Annotated in this window: 15 protein-coding genes; 11 read left to right on the forward strand and 4 right to left on the reverse strand. The window is 58.1% G+C overall.

Going from position 1 to position 13,825, the window contains the following annotated elements:
* Position 1 precedes the first annotated feature (1 nt).
* From traD to O8B93_RS22020, 4 genes are all read left to right on the forward strand, one after another.
* The gene (traD, locus tag O8B93_RS22005) at positions 2–217 is read left to right on the forward strand and encodes a conjugal transfer protein TraD (RefSeq protein WP_269712023.1); all 216 of its coding nucleotides are present in this window, start codon (positions 2–4) and stop codon (positions 215–217) included.
* Positions 204–2,150: a Ti-type conjugative transfer system protein TraG gene (gene traG / locus O8B93_RS22010; protein ID WP_269712024.1), complete on the forward strand. Its 1,947-nt coding sequence runs from the start codon at positions 204–206 to the stop codon at positions 2,148–2,150. The genes traD and traG overlap by 14 nt, the downstream gene beginning before the upstream one ends.
* A 119-nt stretch (positions 2,151–2,269) precedes the next feature.
* Positions 2,270–2,569 carry a WGR domain-containing protein gene (locus O8B93_RS22015; RefSeq protein WP_269712058.1) on the forward strand — a complete coding sequence of 100 codons (300 nt, stop codon included), beginning with the start codon at positions 2,270–2,272 and terminating at the stop codon, positions 2,567–2,569.
* A 455-nt stretch (positions 2,570–3,024) separates the two neighbouring features.
* Positions 3,025–3,732, forward strand: coding sequence for a GntR family transcriptional regulator (locus O8B93_RS22020; protein WP_269712025.1), 708 nt, complete (start codon positions 3,025–3,027; stop codon positions 3,730–3,732).
* A 682-nt stretch (positions 3,733–4,414) separates the two neighbouring features.
* Here O8B93_RS22020 and O8B93_RS22025 read toward each other — a convergent pair.
* Positions 4,415–5,101, reverse strand: coding sequence for an acyl-homoserine-lactone synthase (locus tag O8B93_RS22025; RefSeq protein ID WP_269712026.1), 687 nt, complete (start codon positions 5,099–5,101; stop codon positions 4,415–4,417).
* 75 nt (positions 5,102–5,176) lie between these two features.
* Positions 5,177–5,923 carry a helix-turn-helix transcriptional regulator gene (locus O8B93_RS22030; protein ID WP_269712027.1) on the reverse strand — a complete coding sequence of 249 codons (747 nt, stop codon included), beginning with the start codon at positions 5,921–5,923 and terminating at the stop codon, positions 5,177–5,179.
* A gap of 46 nt (positions 5,924–5,969) precedes the next feature.
* On the opposite strand from O8B93_RS22030, the gene O8B93_RS22035 reads away from it, so the two are divergent.
* The gene (locus tag O8B93_RS22035; RefSeq protein WP_269712028.1) at positions 5,970–6,182 is read left to right on the forward strand and encodes a hypothetical protein; all 213 of its coding nucleotides are present in this window, start codon (positions 5,970–5,972) and stop codon (positions 6,180–6,182) included.
* A 591-nt stretch (positions 6,183–6,773) separates the two neighbouring features.
* Here O8B93_RS22035 and O8B93_RS22040 read toward each other — a convergent pair.
* The gene (locus tag O8B93_RS22040) at positions 6,774–7,223 is read right to left on the reverse strand and encodes a hypothetical protein (RefSeq protein ID WP_269712029.1); all 450 of its coding nucleotides are present in this window, start codon (positions 7,221–7,223) and stop codon (positions 6,774–6,776) included.
* A gap of 233 nt (positions 7,224–7,456) precedes the next feature.
* Between O8B93_RS22040 and aepX the strand changes: the two genes are divergently transcribed.
* From aepX to O8B93_RS22070, 6 genes are read left to right on the forward strand one after another with little or no spacing between them, the layout of a single operon-like run.
* The gene (gene aepX / locus O8B93_RS22045) at positions 7,457–8,347 is read left to right on the forward strand and encodes a phosphoenolpyruvate mutase (RefSeq protein ID WP_269712030.1); all 891 of its coding nucleotides are present in this window, start codon (positions 7,457–7,459) and stop codon (positions 8,345–8,347) included.
* 59 nt (positions 8,348–8,406) lie between these two features.
* Positions 8,407–9,603: an aminotransferase class I/II-fold pyridoxal phosphate-dependent enzyme gene (locus O8B93_RS22050; protein ID WP_269712031.1), complete on the forward strand. Its 1,197-nt coding sequence runs from the start codon at positions 8,407–8,409 to the stop codon at positions 9,601–9,603.
* A gap of 19 nt (positions 9,604–9,622) precedes the next feature.
* Positions 9,623–10,408 carry a phosphocholine cytidylyltransferase family protein gene (locus O8B93_RS22055; RefSeq protein WP_269712032.1) on the forward strand — a complete coding sequence of 262 codons (786 nt, stop codon included), beginning with the start codon at positions 9,623–9,625 and terminating at the stop codon, positions 10,406–10,408.
* Entirely contained in the window at positions 10,408–11,010 is a 603-nt protein-coding gene (locus tag O8B93_RS22060; protein ID WP_269712033.1) for a CDP-alcohol phosphatidyltransferase family protein, read from the forward strand. Before O8B93_RS22055 ends, O8B93_RS22060 begins: the two co-directional genes overlap by 1 nt.
* A 30-nt stretch (positions 11,011–11,040) precedes the next feature.
* Positions 11,041–12,186, forward strand: coding sequence for an aminotransferase-like domain-containing protein (locus O8B93_RS22065; protein ID WP_269712034.1), 1,146 nt, complete (start codon positions 11,041–11,043; stop codon positions 12,184–12,186).
* Positions 12,183–13,010 (forward strand): class I SAM-dependent methyltransferase, encoded by an 828-nt coding sequence (locus O8B93_RS22070; RefSeq protein ID WP_269712035.1) that lies wholly within the window; start codon positions 12,183–12,185, stop codon positions 13,008–13,010. Before O8B93_RS22065 ends, O8B93_RS22070 begins: the two co-directional genes overlap by 4 nt.
* 33 nt (positions 13,011–13,043) lie before the next feature.
* On the opposite strand, the gene O8B93_RS22075 is transcribed toward O8B93_RS22070, so the two are convergent.
* Complete coding sequence (locus tag O8B93_RS22075; protein ID WP_269712036.1) at positions 13,044–13,811, reverse strand: HpcH/HpaI aldolase family protein; 768 nt, start codon at positions 13,809–13,811, stop codon at positions 13,044–13,046.
* Positions 13,812–13,825: the final 14 nt, after the last annotated feature.

Here is a 13,825-nt window from a genome sequence, read left to right on the forward strand (position 1 = left end):
GATGGGTAGAGATGCAATTTCCGAAGCCCGGAAAAAGGATACTCGTGAGAAAATCGAGCTGGGTGGCCTGATCGTCAAGGCCGGTCTTCGCTTTGAAAAACGGGCGGTTCTGCTCGGTGCTCTCGTCGAACTCCAGCAACGCCTGGCTTTGGATGAAAGCGAGCGCGCAAGATTGAAGACACTCGGACAAGCAGCGTTTCACCATGAGAACAAATAGGGTCATTCTCGCGGTCCTACCCGCAGCCTTGATGATCGTCGCCGTGTTCGCCCTGACGGGCATGGAAACATGGATGGCTCGCTTCGGGGAAACACGACCTGCTGAACTCGTGCTGGGGCGGGCAGGGATCGCTGCCCCCTATGTGGCCGCAGCTTCAATTGGCCTCATCTTTCTGTTTGCATCAGCGGGGGCAGTCTCAATTCACTTCGCAGGTTGGGGCACGCTCATCGGAAGCATCGTCGTCGTCCTGATCGCCGGCACAAGGGAGATGATGCGGCTTGCGGCCTTGTCAACCGAGGTGGCGGACGCCCAATCGTTGCTTTCCTATCTCGATCCGGCGACGGTAATCGGGGCAGCAACGGCATTGGTTCCGGGCTGTTTTGCGATGAGGGTCGCGATGATCGGCAATGGCGCCTTTCAGCGCCCGGCACCTAGGCGGATCGTCGGGAAGCGGGCGCTCCACGGCGAAGCCCGCTGGATGAAACTCGACGAAGCCCAACGGGTGTTTCCGGACGCAGGCGGCATCGTGGTCGGTGAAAAATATCGCGTCGACCGCGACAGCATCTCAGGCATTTCGTTCCGCGCCAACGCGAAAGAAACATGGGGCGCAGGCGGGAAATCACCGCTTCTCTGCTTCGATGGCTCGTTCGGATCCTCGCATGGTATCATCTTTGCCGGGTCGGGTGGTTTCAAGACGACCTCGGTGACGATCCCGACGGCGCTCAAATGGGGTGGCGCTCTCATCGTGCTCGATCCCTCGAGCGAAGTCGCACCGATGGTTGAAGCGCACCGGAAAGCCGCGGGCCGGCGGGTCCACATTCTTGATCCGCGCAACCCCGCGACCGGCTTCAACGCGCTCGATTGGGTCGGCCAGTATGGGGGCACGAAAGAGGAGGACATTGCTTCGGTCGCATCCTGGATCATGAGCGATAGCGGTCGCGCCAGCGGTGTTCGCGACGATTTTTTCCGTGCCTCCGGCCAGCAACTGCTGACAGCGATCATCGCTGACATTTGCCTTTCCGGTCACACACCGGAAGATCAGCAGACCTTGCGCCAGGTGCGGGCCAATCTTGCCGAACCCGAACCGAAACTTCGCCAACGCCTTCAGGATATCTATACCAGCACGACCTCCGACTTCGTGAAGGAGAACGTGGCAGCTTTCGTCAACATGACACCGGAAACCTTCAGCGGGGTCTATGCCAATGCGATCAAGGAGACACACTGGCTATCCTATCAGAACTATGCGGCTCTGGTCTCGGGGTCGAATTTCAGGACGGGGGACGTTGCTTCAGGTTCGACCGATGTTTTCATCAACATCGATCTCAGGGTCCTGGAGACCCATGCCGGACTGGCGCGCGTCGTCATCGGTTCGTTTCTCAACGCAATCTTCAATCGCGACGGCGCCATGGAAGGACGTGCGCTATTCCTGCTCGATGAGGTGGCCCGGCTCGGCTACATGCGCATTCTGGAGACCGCACGGGACGCCGGCCGCAAATTCGGCATCACGCTGGCCATGATCTATCAGTCAATCGGCCAGCTTCGTGAGACCTATGGCGGCCGTGATGCGGCCAGCAAATGGTTCGAAAGCGCAAGCTGGATCAGTTTCGCTGCCATCAATGATCCGGAAACCGCCGAATACATTTCGAGGCGGTGCGGCATGACCACCGTCGAGATCGACCAGACCAGCCGCAGCATACAGGCGCGAGGGTCATCTCGCACGCGTTCAAAACAGCTGGCCCCCCGGCCGTTGATCCAGCCGCAGGAGGTCCTGGCGATGAGGGCGGACGAACAGATCGTATTCACGGCGGGTAATCCGCCGCTGCGGTGCGGTCGCGCGATCTGGTTCAGACGGGAGGATATGAAAGCATGTGTCAGAAGAACGCATAATCGCAGCCGCTGGCCATTAAACCGGACCAGACATCGCTCTGGCTGATAAAGGCGCGGCTCTTGGAGACCGTGTGGCGACGTCTCATCAACAATGTGAATCAGTCGCTCCTCACCGATTCAAAACAGTCATTGGACGCGACGACCGCGAGGGTCGATCATGCTTTCATGATGACGCAACGCTACGAGCTTTACATCGAGAGGACCGACAGGACGAGGAACATGGCACGCTTTTACGCGATGTCCATCGAACCGGACCTTTTTGGTCACGCCTGCCTGATACGCCGTTGGGGACGCATCGGGACAAGAGGCAAGATGCTGGTTCAGCAGTTCGACGCAGAAAACGACGCCGTCGATCTTTTTCTTGAACTCCTTCGCCGCAAGAGGGGGCGGGGATATTCAACAGTCCATCCGGGACGGGCTTGCTCAATCGCGCACGATGGGCGCGGCACGGCAATGAACCTGTAACGCCGTTCATGCGGTGGCGGCGAGGATGCCCCTGGTCGCGGCCGTCGTGTTCCTGGCACTGTTCCAATCTCGACGATCGCCGGTTCTTTGCCAGTCGTGTGGACTGATGACGTTCGATGAAAGCCCGTCCTACGCATTGCTGTCTCGGCAATAGGACGACGGCCAAACCGTCGCGCAACAGGACTGCTGTCGGGCGAGAGCACGTTACCGACATGCGAACCGGCACTTTAACCATCATTACGCGCCTCAGGCGATCTCCGGCAGGGCGTTTGGTGAGGGCGTCCCGAAGGCGGACCTTCTTACTAAATTGCTGCCAGAAATGCGACTGTCGGACCTGCCACTATATCGGCTCTATATCAGCGAAATAACGTCACGCGTTGCGCCAACATGGTAGAAATACCGATGCAAAGGCGGCACTGCGGCGGAGGCAATGATTGTGAATGGCGAAACCGTAGATGCAGGCGATCGACGTCAAGCCGGCAATGCAGGACAAAACGCGCGAGGCGTATAACCGGATCAGAGCGGTGCTCAATTCAAACTGCGCGGTGCCGGGCGCTTTCTTGAATATCCGCACCGTCGCCGAACGGCTCAGGGTTAGCGCCACGCCGGTTCGCGAGGCGCTCATTCGCCTTTCCCATGAGGAGGTTATAGGTTTCATCAAGGGACGCGGCTACTATATCAAGGCGCTCGATCCGGACGATCTCACTGCGGATTACGAACTTGCAACGATCCTGCTCAAATCATCAATCGAAAGCCGCAATCGTACTCATCACGAGCCGCAGCAGCACACGCTGAAGGAAATCTGGCAGGGAGGGGCGGTCCGTGATCAGCCGCATGCCGCAACGATCGCAAACCGCGTTGAAACGATCTATGAAAAAATTGCGTGGACCTCCGGAAATCCGCGGCTTGTGGCCAGCATTGCGTGCTTTTGCGCCAGAACAGGTCACATCAGGCAATTCGGCCTTCTTTCAGCTCCAAGGATCAACGACGCGCTGTGGTCCTTGAACGGGTTGGAAGAGGCAATTTCGTCCGGCAATCGGGTTCTCGCAAGCCGCATTTTAATCAGACATACACGCCTGATTTGCGAGGCGGTCCCCGAACTGGTCCGGGAGTTCAATCTGCGTGCCCAGACCAACAGGAGCCCGCTTGAAGATCTTTTATGACAGGTTGCGATCATTTTCCGCAAGCGCCTTTCCCAAAGTCAACGCCAACCCTTGGGGCAGCACCATCATAGGGGCCGCTATGCGTGAGGATGTAGCGGTCGCAGATTACCCGCTCTTCTCCAACGTTGCGTGTCGGTATCGGAGAGCCAAGGCCAGGGGCCACTCGGAAATCAGTGGCCATGCGGGCAAGGCCGACGACGGCATCCATTGAAATCATTGATGCAAGCACCCGGCCTTCAAAGGCGGGGCGGATTCGATTTCCCGCCGAATGCCACCACAAAATCGCAATGCGGGTGCTATACGCATTCTTTTCAAAGAGACATGTTCAGGTCTGAGGCATCTGCACAAAAAGAACAGGTTCGGTTGCAACGTGGTCGTAAAATCTCTTCTCGCCGGTCTCATCGTCCTTAATCTTGCAACTCTCATAATCGGTGTTGCGAGCCTGGCCGGATTGCTCCCGCGTTAGGTCAATCCACCGGTTGGTGTCGCGGTCTTCGAATAGACAAGCCTGGTCCCTGGTTCAGGCGCATCTTCGTATATTTGTCTCGCTTCCGACCTGACCATACCCAAAAGGTAGACGAGGAACTGCACTCGGTCGCTCGGCTGGCAGAAATTCACGAGCGCGATTAATTCGTCTGTCTGTTCCGCAATGTATTGCGCAATAGCATGCTCGGTTAGCGCGTCAGGCATAGGTTGTCTCCCCGACTTGTTCTGCGTGTGGGCGAGAAATAAAAGCGGTCATCGCGTGCCCGGTTACCGGATTTGGAACATCACCCTCCAGTTCCAGTACACTTCCGTTAATGCCGGCGCCGCGGTGATGGGACTGAAGAGCCAATGGTGAGGGGACGGCGTGGATCGGGACGACAAGCGCCCCGCCATATATCATCGGCGCGGCAAGTGGCGTCACATCCCAGAGGTTGGACACAAGGAGATTGACCAGCTTCGGATGCGTCTCAACGATAAGAGCCTCAATACCGGCACTGAGGCAGAATTCGGCAACCCCGGTCAACAGCATATGGGACGCTTCAACGCCAGACAGCCTCGCACCAGGTTCGGCAACGCACCGCGTCCATTCATAAACATTTGGTTTGCGCGGATAGTGGGCGTTACCCACGATTTCCGGATAGACATCTGACAGAAGATGCGGCCCGCTTGTCGTGAGCAGCCGGGAGTACCCCAGAACAACGCCTTTATCCTCCAGTACGAGATGGACGGCGTCATCGGTGTCAAAGCTATCGATCTCCCGGCGGTCCGGTTTTCGAAGCGCTTCCCAACCGAAGCGATCAACAAAATGAAGATGGCGAAACTGCCAGACCCTTTCGGCAAAGCCGGAAGCTTGTAGCGATGAACCTTTGAAATATCGAAGCATTAAAAACCCCCGCAGATTTACAGGGGCAGGAATAATTGAGCGCGATTTCCGGTAAATAGGCCGTTCTGCCTATTGTCAGCGAATGAGGCCTGTGCGGATCGCCTCGGCGATGAGCTGCGCGCGGTTAACGCAATTCATCTTCCGCTGGGCATTATGAAGTTCGTGTTGGACGGTCTTTTCCGAACGCCCGAGTATCTGCCCTATCTCCCAATTGGTCTTGCCTTCCGCGCACCAGCGGATAACGTCTCGCTCGTGCCGGGTGATATGGGGCGTCTCCCTCTTGCCGGCACCGCTTTGCTGCTCCAGAAGCGCCCTCAGTCGATTATGAGCATAGATGGCGACGATGTGGAGAATGCCCTTTGCCTCCGCAGACAGGTCGATTTTCTCTGCGCCGAAGGTCACGATGGCCTGAAGCGCACCCGGCATGTGTAAAGGCACGCTGTAACCATCGATCATCCTGAATTCAGACGCTTCATTCATCAGCTTCCTGGCTTCGCGCCGGATAGGCTTGCCGCGCAGTTCTTCTGACCAGACGAAGGCACAGTCCGAAATTCTGCTTTGATAAATCACGGGGTCGATATGGACATAGTTTTCCTGCACATAACGGTCAAACCAGCCTTCCGGCCAGGCACTCAGCAGAACATAACTATCGATTTTCTCACCGGGCAGAGGAATTCCGGAAATCGCGAAACAATCAAGGCCAAATGTCCTTGAAACCTTCGTCAAGTCACTAATGATAGCATCGACATTGCTGGCCGCCGTCATCGCAGTGATAAAGTCGAACATAAGGTTGGCGGCCTGTTGCCTATCGTATGCGCCCATGATGTGCTCTTAAACCGGATTTCGGTTATTCATTCAGGTTTGAGTAATGGTCTATGACAAGGCGATAATAAATTTTCTGCTTCAAAGAGCACGCGCAGATTTTAACAAGGGCACAAATCTTGACAAGGCTCTGGCACAACTGCGGCTGATGGCCAGAAACAATCAATGCGCCGATCTTTCTGATAATGTGCCAATCAGCGGCGATAAGGGACAGGTGATGCCACTTCATTTTCGCCCTCCTAATAAAAATTCTAGTTGAGCAGACTCGACTCTAATCTTTCTGCGTGTTTTCGTGACTGCGGGGACATTATTGGGGGCTTTGTTGACAACTGTTTATTTGCGGGCGCTTGTCGCCCTGATCATTTCCTGTGCCTTAAGCGCATGCACCACGTCTCGCGAAGCATTTCATGCCAATCCAAAATCGATCGACAAGCCCACGCTTTGTCGGACATATTTGCAGAGCCAGGATCCAGTATTCCAGCAGGATCTCGCAAAGGAGCTTGGTCGCCGCGCAGTGGAAGTTTACCAGTGTCCTGAGATGGTGAGGAATCAGGATGCCGCAGCGGCGGCTCTGGTTGCCGTCGCACTGGTTGGGACTGCCGTCGCTGTGTGCGCAAACAACAATTGCGGTGGTGGGGGTTATCCGCCGAGGCGCTACCCCGGCAATTGCTACTCCTACTACGACCGAGCAGCCGATGGCAGTTTGTGTGGCCATCGCAGCGCGATGTCGCGTCCCGGAGGATGGTGAGAAAACTGCAGGCTCCGTCTGGACGCGATCAAACCTATCGGCACGTCTCTCGCAGTATCGATCACTGCCCCATGGGCGTGGTGAGACCGGTTTGAAAACAGGTCAGACCATGACTTCAGATACACGTTTCAACATTGCATCGACGGCCCGTCCCTCCCGGGTGGTCGGGAGGAGCAGTCCTTCACCGTATTTGCCCGGATTTTTTGTTTGCGTCTGGTGGGAGACGCCATCGGTTTCGGCATAGGAATTTACCGCAACTGCCTGCCTCTTCACGGCTTCTGCGAAACTCTTTAAACCCAAATGGGAGGCGGTCATATGGTGGAAACCGTTTTCCGTCCTGATGTGCGAGTTCCTCACAAGCGCAATAACCGGGTAGCCACGCCGTTGCGCTTCCCTGACAGCCCTGTATGTCATTTCCTTCTTCAACTGTTCAGGCGATGCCGCCGAACTGCCCGTGACGACAAAAGCCCGGCCGGTTGTGTTCGACAGCGAAAATTTTGAGCTTTCAGCCTGCGTCGTCTTACAAGCCGTCAGCTGGATAAGAAGAAGCAACGTTATTGCGCACTTCGTGGTTATCTCCCTCGTCCGGGAGCATTGAGACCAGTAACTCTAAGAGCCCGATTAGCTTCAGCGTCCAGTTGAGACCGCAATCCACGCAGGTGAACAGCCAAGTGAATTTCTCATTGAAAAATCAATGATATATCCTTTTGATTTTGCCGATATAGCTTGCCCGGAAACCTGATTTCCAATCTTATGGCGGCAGTTGATCGAGAGAAAGCTCACCGATGACGCCCATACCTCAACATGCCGCGCAGCACAGCCAGGAGCCATCGGAATGGCTCTTCGGAACGGATGAACCGCGTTTCGTGATGGAGGCGCATGACGGATTGTCGGCGATCATTGCGCGAAAAGCGGGGTTTTCGAGCCTCTGGGCTTCAGGCCTTGGGATATCCACATCGCTTGGGTATCGCGACAGCAATGAAGCATCGTGGTCGAGCGTTGCCGATGTCGTCGAGCGCATGGCCGAAGCAAGCGGGTTACCGGTTCTGGTTGACGGCGACACGGGCTTCGGCAACTTCAACAATGCCCGCATTTTCGCCAGATCCATCGCCCGCCGCGGGGCAAGGGGACTTTGCATAGAGGATAAGCAATTCCCGAAGCTCAACAGTTTTGTCGGAGACAGGCATATGCTTGCCGACGCGGAGGAGTTTTCAGGCCGCCTTCGCGCAATCAAGGATACATGCCCCGATCTGGTTCTGATCGCCAGAACAGAGGCGCTGATAGCCGGGGCCGGCATGGCGGAGGCGCTCGAGCGCGCCCACGCCTATGCGGACGCCGGCGTCGACGGGGTCCTTGTCCATTCCCGCAAAAGCGATGCAGGCGAAATACTCGACTTCGCTTCACGCTGGAGAAACAGGCTACCCGTGATTATCGTCCCCACGCGATATTATGAAACACCTGTTTCTCTCTATCGCAAGGCGGGCATTTCCACGGTGATCTGGGCCAATCAAAGCCTTCGCGCTTCGGTGCGGGCGATGAGAGAGGTCTCGTCGCGCATTTTTGTCGACAAGGGCGTGTCCGGCGTCGAAGCCGGTATCAGCTCGCTTAAGGATCTCTTCGAGCTCCTCGACTATGACGAGCTCGGCGAAGCTGAGCAACGATATCTGCCAAGATAAGCCAGACATTTCATCCGTATCGCGGTTTCAAGTGAGGTCGACAGATGTTGTCTCATCGCATGTCCCTTTTGCCTCAGTCCGGAACGGCGAAGGCGCGGATCGCCGCCCAGGCGGCGCAGACGCAGGCCCGCGACATCATCGACATGAGCGGCGGCGAAATCTGGGCGGAGCTGATCCAGCCGATCCGCGAGGGCGCCTTGCAAGCGATCGCGGACAACGCCGCGCGCTATACCGAAACGATCGGCATGCTGGCCCTGCGGGAGGCTGTCGCTGAAAAAATATCCTTCGAGACCGGCCAGTCCTTCTCGCGCGACGAGGTGGCGATCACGGCGGGAGCCAAGCAGGCGCTTTACAATATTGCGATGTGTCTCTTCGATCCGGGCGACCAGGTGATCATTCCGTCCCCCTATTGGGGCACTTTTCCGGCTCAGGTGAAACTGGCGGGCGGCACGCCGGTCTTTGTCGAAACCCGATCCAACGGTTTCATTCCCCGCATCGAAGACATGGAACGGGTGGTGACCCCGCTGACACGGGCCATCATCGTCAACACGCCCAACAATCCAACGGGGGCCATCTATGACCGCCAGACATTGATCTTGATCGCTAGGCTTGCCGTGGAGCGAAAGCTGTGGGTGATTTTCGATGAGTGTTACGCGCCCTTCGTCCATGACGGATCGGTCCATCACCCGATTGTCTCGCTGGTCCCGGAGGTACGCGAGCACCTGGTGATCGTCAATGCCTTCTCCAAGAGCCTTGCTCTCACCGGCTGGAGGATCGGCTATCTGGCGGCACCGCCAAGGCTTGTGCGGGCGGTGGACACGCTGCAGGGCCACATGACGTCGAACCCGAACGTCATCGCACAGGCCGCCATACTCCATTACCTGCGCAACCACGATCGCCGTCATGAGGCGCGCTTGCTGTCACGGTTGCAAATGTCTCGACAAGAGGGGCTCGCTGCCCTTTCGCGCTTGCGGACCGTGCCTGTCCCCCAAGCACAAGGCGGCTTCTATTTCTATCTTGACCTTGGGTGCAGCCGGTCCGGCGCGCAGCAGCAGGGCTCGGTCTCCGACGCGCAGAATGCCGCCCGCTTGATCCTGGAAGAGGCGGGAGTGGCAACGGTGCCTGGCACTGCCTTCGGTGATCGCGACGGTATCAGACTGTCATACGGCATCGATCCGGCGCTGGTGCGCGAAGGGTGCGAGCGCGTCGTCGCACAGCTGAACGCCAGGGCCTCTCCCGACAGATCGTCAACCTGATGGAAAGAAGGAGTTTGACATGACACCTCGATCCGCGACACGCCATGCGATTATTCTGGCCGCCGGCACGGGAACGCGGCTGAGGCCGCACACGCTCGATCGACCGAAGCCGCTGGTGGAGGTCAACGGTACGCCGATCCTCGTCAACGCCCTCGAAAACCTCGCCGCAATCGGCATCGAGGAGATAACCATCATCGTCGGCTATCGCAAGGATGCGATCAAGGCCGCCTTGGGCGACCGCTTCAAGACGCTTCTTATACGATATGTGGAGGCTCCTGACTATGCCACCACCGGGAGCGCCTGGTCGCTCTGGCTTTCTGCGGACGTGCTTGCAAAAGAAAACCTGTTCCTGCTTGAAGCGGACGTTTTCTTCGAACAAGCCTTGTTGTCGCGCCTCGCCGCGCATCCTGCGGAGAGTGTCGCCGCCGTTGCACGTTTCGACAGCTGCATGCAGGGATCCGCAGTCACCATCGACGAAACCGACCGTATCAATGATGTGAGAACAGGCCTCAAGGCTTCCGACATCGATCCGGTCAGCCCGTGCTTTTACAAGACGATCAACATTTACCGCCTGTCGCGGGAGATGGCCGGCGAAAAGCTGCTGCCGCTTCTAAGGTCCGCCGCGGCGTCCGACGAACGCGGCCTGTTTGTCGAACAACTGCTCGAGCGCCTTGCGCGCCGCGGACAACTAGGGCTCGTCGCCGTCCATTGCGACGATCTCAAATGGGTCGAAATCGACAGCGCCGACGATCTGGACATGGCGACAGTGATCTTTGCCGATCCTTCAACCCTGGAGCCACGGTGATGATCGATCATCTGCGCGATCCCGCCAATGCAATCACCGCTTTCGGCATTGGCCTGTCAGCGACGGCGCTTATCCATGTGATGGCCGGGCGTCCCGAAATCGCCACGTCGTTTGGTCTATGGGCCATGATCGCCGACCAACTGGATGGCATCGTCGCCAGACGGACAGGCAAGCGAAATGAAGCGGCAGCCGTGATCGGCAAAAGTCTCGATGGTTTCGGTGACCTGATCTACGGAGCCATCCTTCCCGCCATGCTGCTTCTCGCCGCGACCGGGGATGAGCTTGCCGTCTATCCCGTGGCGATCGGGATGATCGCCACTGGCGCGTTGCGATTGAGCTATTTCAGCGCATTCGGCCTCAAGGAGGGATCCTTTATCGGTCTGCCGCTCTCCTATGACCTGCCGGTGCTGGCCGCGCTGTTCCTGATGCGACCGTTTCTCGAGCCCTTGCCATTCACGCTCCTTCTTACCGCTGCCTGTACGACGCTGGCGATCCTTCACGTTGCGCCTGTCAAGATTCCGGCCCCGGATCGTGTCGGTTACGCGGCGATCATCTTGAGCGCCTTCGGGCTCTCTGTCGCCCTTCTCTTTTTGGCTTTGTGACCTGCAGACACCGAGGAGCTTGAGACCCGCATGATTGACCTGGCAACCGCGCTTCCGACCACCACGCCCTGTCTTTCCCAGGCGTTGAGCGAAGGACTATCCCGGTTGAGCAGGGACGCGGATCTTGTGAATAACATTCGCGAAAATCGACCCTTCGGTTCCGAGCAGGACAGGCGCTCAGGAGCAAACTGGCTTTCCCGGCGCTTCGGTACCCCATTGGATCCATCAAGCGTTGTCCTCACCAATGGCACCCAGTCGGCACTGCTGTGGATCCTCCAGTCGGAAACGCGACCAGGAGATATTCTGGTCGCCGAGCAGCTTGCCTACCTTCGCCTCAGGCCCGTGGCCCAGTCACTCGGCCTCCGTGTCGTCGGGGTCGATATGGACGAGGAGGGCATAGTGCCGGACGCGCTGGAGGTGGTTTGCCGGCAATCCGGGCCTAAGGCTCTCTTCTGCACGCCAACCCTCCAAAATCCCACCCTTGCGGTCATGAGCAGCGCGCGCAGGCTGGAAATCGCCAAGGTTGCCAGGACCCATGATCTCCTGATCGTTGAGGACGATGTTCTCGGCCTCTTGCATCCCGATGCTCCACCGCCCCTTCACAGCTTCGCGCCGGAGCGATCCTACTACATTCTGAGCCTCTCGAAATCTTTGGCCATGGGGCTGCGCCTCGCCTATGTGATCCTGCCGTCCTACCGCAAGGCCCCGGACGCGGACGAGCCTTTTGCGCGCGCCTCCTACCTTTTTCCAAACGCTCTGTCCTGCGAACTGACAAACCTCCTCATCGAAACCGACAGGGTTGACGGCGTCCTTTACAGCGCCCGGCTGGATATTGAGGAGCGGCAAAAAATCGCGCGCTACTTTCTCGGTCGGTTCCTTCCCCGCTTTGCTGCGGGTGCCCTTCATGTCTGGCTGCCGGTTAAAAACCGCACCACCGCGGAGGTGATCTCAAACGAGGCCTTTCGTCGCGGCGTCGCCCTGAGGGCGGCGAGCATCTTCAGCATCGGCGACCGGCCCGCACCGAACGCGCTTCGCGTGGCTGTCACCGCGCCGAAGTCGCTCGACGTGCTCGCACAAGGGCTCGAGATCGTCGCAGAAATCCTGTGCAACCCACCAAAAGCCGAGACCAGAGGGTCTCCTGATCGACATCAACCGGAAAGGACGGACCTTTCATGACCCTGGAAAATCAACCCTATCGCTCTCCGCGGGATCTCTTCGACAGCGCAGCGGAATATTATGCCCGCTACCAGCTCGGCTATCCGGCGGCGATGCTCAACCTGCTCCGCCATCAGTTCCTCAAGAACCCTGACCGCGACCGACTTCTCGATCTCGGTTGTGGAACAGGTCAACTCGCTGTCCCCTTGTCCCGATATGCCTCAGACGTTGTCGCGGTTGATCCCAACCGCGACATGCTTGAACAGGCGAAACTGTTTGGCGAGGCGCAAGCTGCGACCAATATCGCCTATGTCGAGGCACGCTCCGAAGACATCGCGCCGGAACATGGCCGCTTTGCGCTCGCAACGATTGCCGGCGCGTTCCACTGGATGGACAGGGCTCACGTCCTGACGGTTCTCGATCGTCATATAGACGAAGAGGGCGCCGTGGCTGTCGTCCTGCCGCGGCGGCGCATCCATTGTGCTCCTGAAGGTTGGTGGGAGGCGCAGCTCGATTTCACCAGGACGTTCTGGGGTGGACATTTCCCGGCCGGCAAGAGCGACAGGAGCCCGCTCCTTGAAACATCCGACAGGGAGATGCTTCTCGCGTCACCCTTCAACGTCGTCGAGGAGATCGAGTTTCCTTACGAGCACCGGTGGACGCTTGATGATTTCATGGGTTATGCGTTTTCGACGTCGAAGGCGAACCCCAACGTGCTGGGCGCACGCCGTCAAGAATTCGAAGCTGGCTTGCGTGGACATCTCGCTGCCATGTCGCCGTCGGAGGATTTCGTCGAGCGGGGGCGTGTGGTGCTCCTTCTGGCGTCGCGCGGCCGTCAAGGCTGAGCGACGCCGGCTCTCGGCATTACCTTCTCGGCATCACGTTGCGAGTAAGGGCGGTCTTAAGGCCTGTGCATTCTTGATCCGCGCCATGAAATCGCGCGCACCGTAGCTCAGCATGTGATTGGTGTGATCGTAAAGGAGCGTCACGCCCTTCTCGACAAAATCGGCCACGTCACTACGATTGACCAGCGTACCGCAGGACTTGCCGGCGTCAACGATGGTGTTGATTGCCCTGTCTATCACGGCGGCGACCTCTTTCGGACGCTCGCCGCTGTGCCATTCATAACTATAGGGCGTCGCCCCCATCGTCAGGGCAAGATCGCCGGGCGCCACCAAATAGGCATCGACGCCCTCGACAGCGAGAATTTCCGGCAGGTTCTCCACGGCTTCGATGGTCTCGATCATCAGGATCATCAGCCTGTCCTGGTGGTCGAAAGGGGCCGAAAAGCGAAAGCGGTCGACGAGGTTCCTTGCCGTTTGCGCATCCGACACCAGCGGGATCATCAAACCATCGACGCCGCATTCGAGATATTTGGTGATCATCCACGGTTGGGGATCTTCGGGGCGGACGATCGACACGATGCCGGACAATGTGGCGGCCCGCGCCATGTCTTCAACGCGCTCGGGGCCGGCTGTCCCGTGCTCGCAATCGATGAGGACGGCATCGAAGCCGCATTCGCCGAGCTTTTCGACAAGGCTTGCCGACGGGTGGCTCGAATGCACGAGCGTTGCCACCTCGCCTGCCTTGAGCTTCTGCTTCAACGCCCGGGGTGCCGCCATGTCGCGTTTGAGAAAAGTTGCCATTTCAAATTCCTTTC

The organism is Martinezella rhizogenes (assembly GCF_027460065.1).
Lineage (GTDB): Bacteria > Pseudomonadota > Alphaproteobacteria > Rhizobiales > Rhizobiaceae > Agrobacterium > Agrobacterium rhizogenes_C.

Bases quoted from the DNA above. Each gene is read 5' to 3' on its own strand.
- traD (WP_269712023.1), top strand. From the start codon at position 2: ATGGGTAGAGATGCAATTTCCGAAGCCCGGAAAAAGGATACTCGTGAG.
- traG (WP_269712024.1), top strand. From the start codon at position 204: ATGAGAACAAATAGGGTCATTCTCGCGGTCCTACCCGCAGCCTTGATG.
- O8B93_RS22015 (WP_269712058.1), top strand. From the start codon at position 2,270: ATGATGACGCAACGCTACGAGCTTTACATCGAGAGGACCGACAGGACG.
- O8B93_RS22020 (WP_269712025.1), top strand. From the start codon at position 3,025: ATGCAGGCGATCGACGTCAAGCCGGCAATGCAGGACAAAACGCGCGAG.
- O8B93_RS22025 (WP_269712026.1), bottom strand. From the start codon at position 5,101: ATGCTTCGATATTTCAAAGGTTCATCGCTACAAGCTTCCGGCTTTGCC.
- O8B93_RS22030 (WP_269712027.1), bottom strand. From the start codon at position 5,923: ATGGGCGCATACGATAGGCAACAGGCCGCCAACCTTATGTTCGACTTT.
- O8B93_RS22035 (WP_269712028.1), top strand. From the start codon at position 5,970: ATGGTCTATGACAAGGCGATAATAAATTTTCTGCTTCAAAGAGCACGC.
- aepX (WP_269712030.1), top strand. From the start codon at position 7,457: ATGACGCCCATACCTCAACATGCCGCGCAGCACAGCCAGGAGCCATCG.
- O8B93_RS22050 (WP_269712031.1), top strand. From the start codon at position 8,407: ATGTCCCTTTTGCCTCAGTCCGGAACGGCGAAGGCGCGGATCGCCGCC.
- O8B93_RS22055 (WP_269712032.1), top strand. From the start codon at position 9,623: ATGACACCTCGATCCGCGACACGCCATGCGATTATTCTGGCCGCCGGC.
- O8B93_RS22060 (WP_269712033.1), top strand. From the start codon at position 10,408: ATGATCGATCATCTGCGCGATCCCGCCAATGCAATCACCGCTTTCGGC.
- O8B93_RS22065 (WP_269712034.1), top strand. From the start codon at position 11,041: ATGATTGACCTGGCAACCGCGCTTCCGACCACCACGCCCTGTCTTTCC.
- O8B93_RS22070 (WP_269712035.1), top strand. From the start codon at position 12,183: ATGACCCTGGAAAATCAACCCTATCGCTCTCCGCGGGATCTCTTCGAC.
- O8B93_RS22075 (WP_269712036.1), bottom strand. From the start codon at position 13,811: ATGGCAACTTTTCTCAAACGCGACATGGCGGCACCCCGGGCGTTGAAG.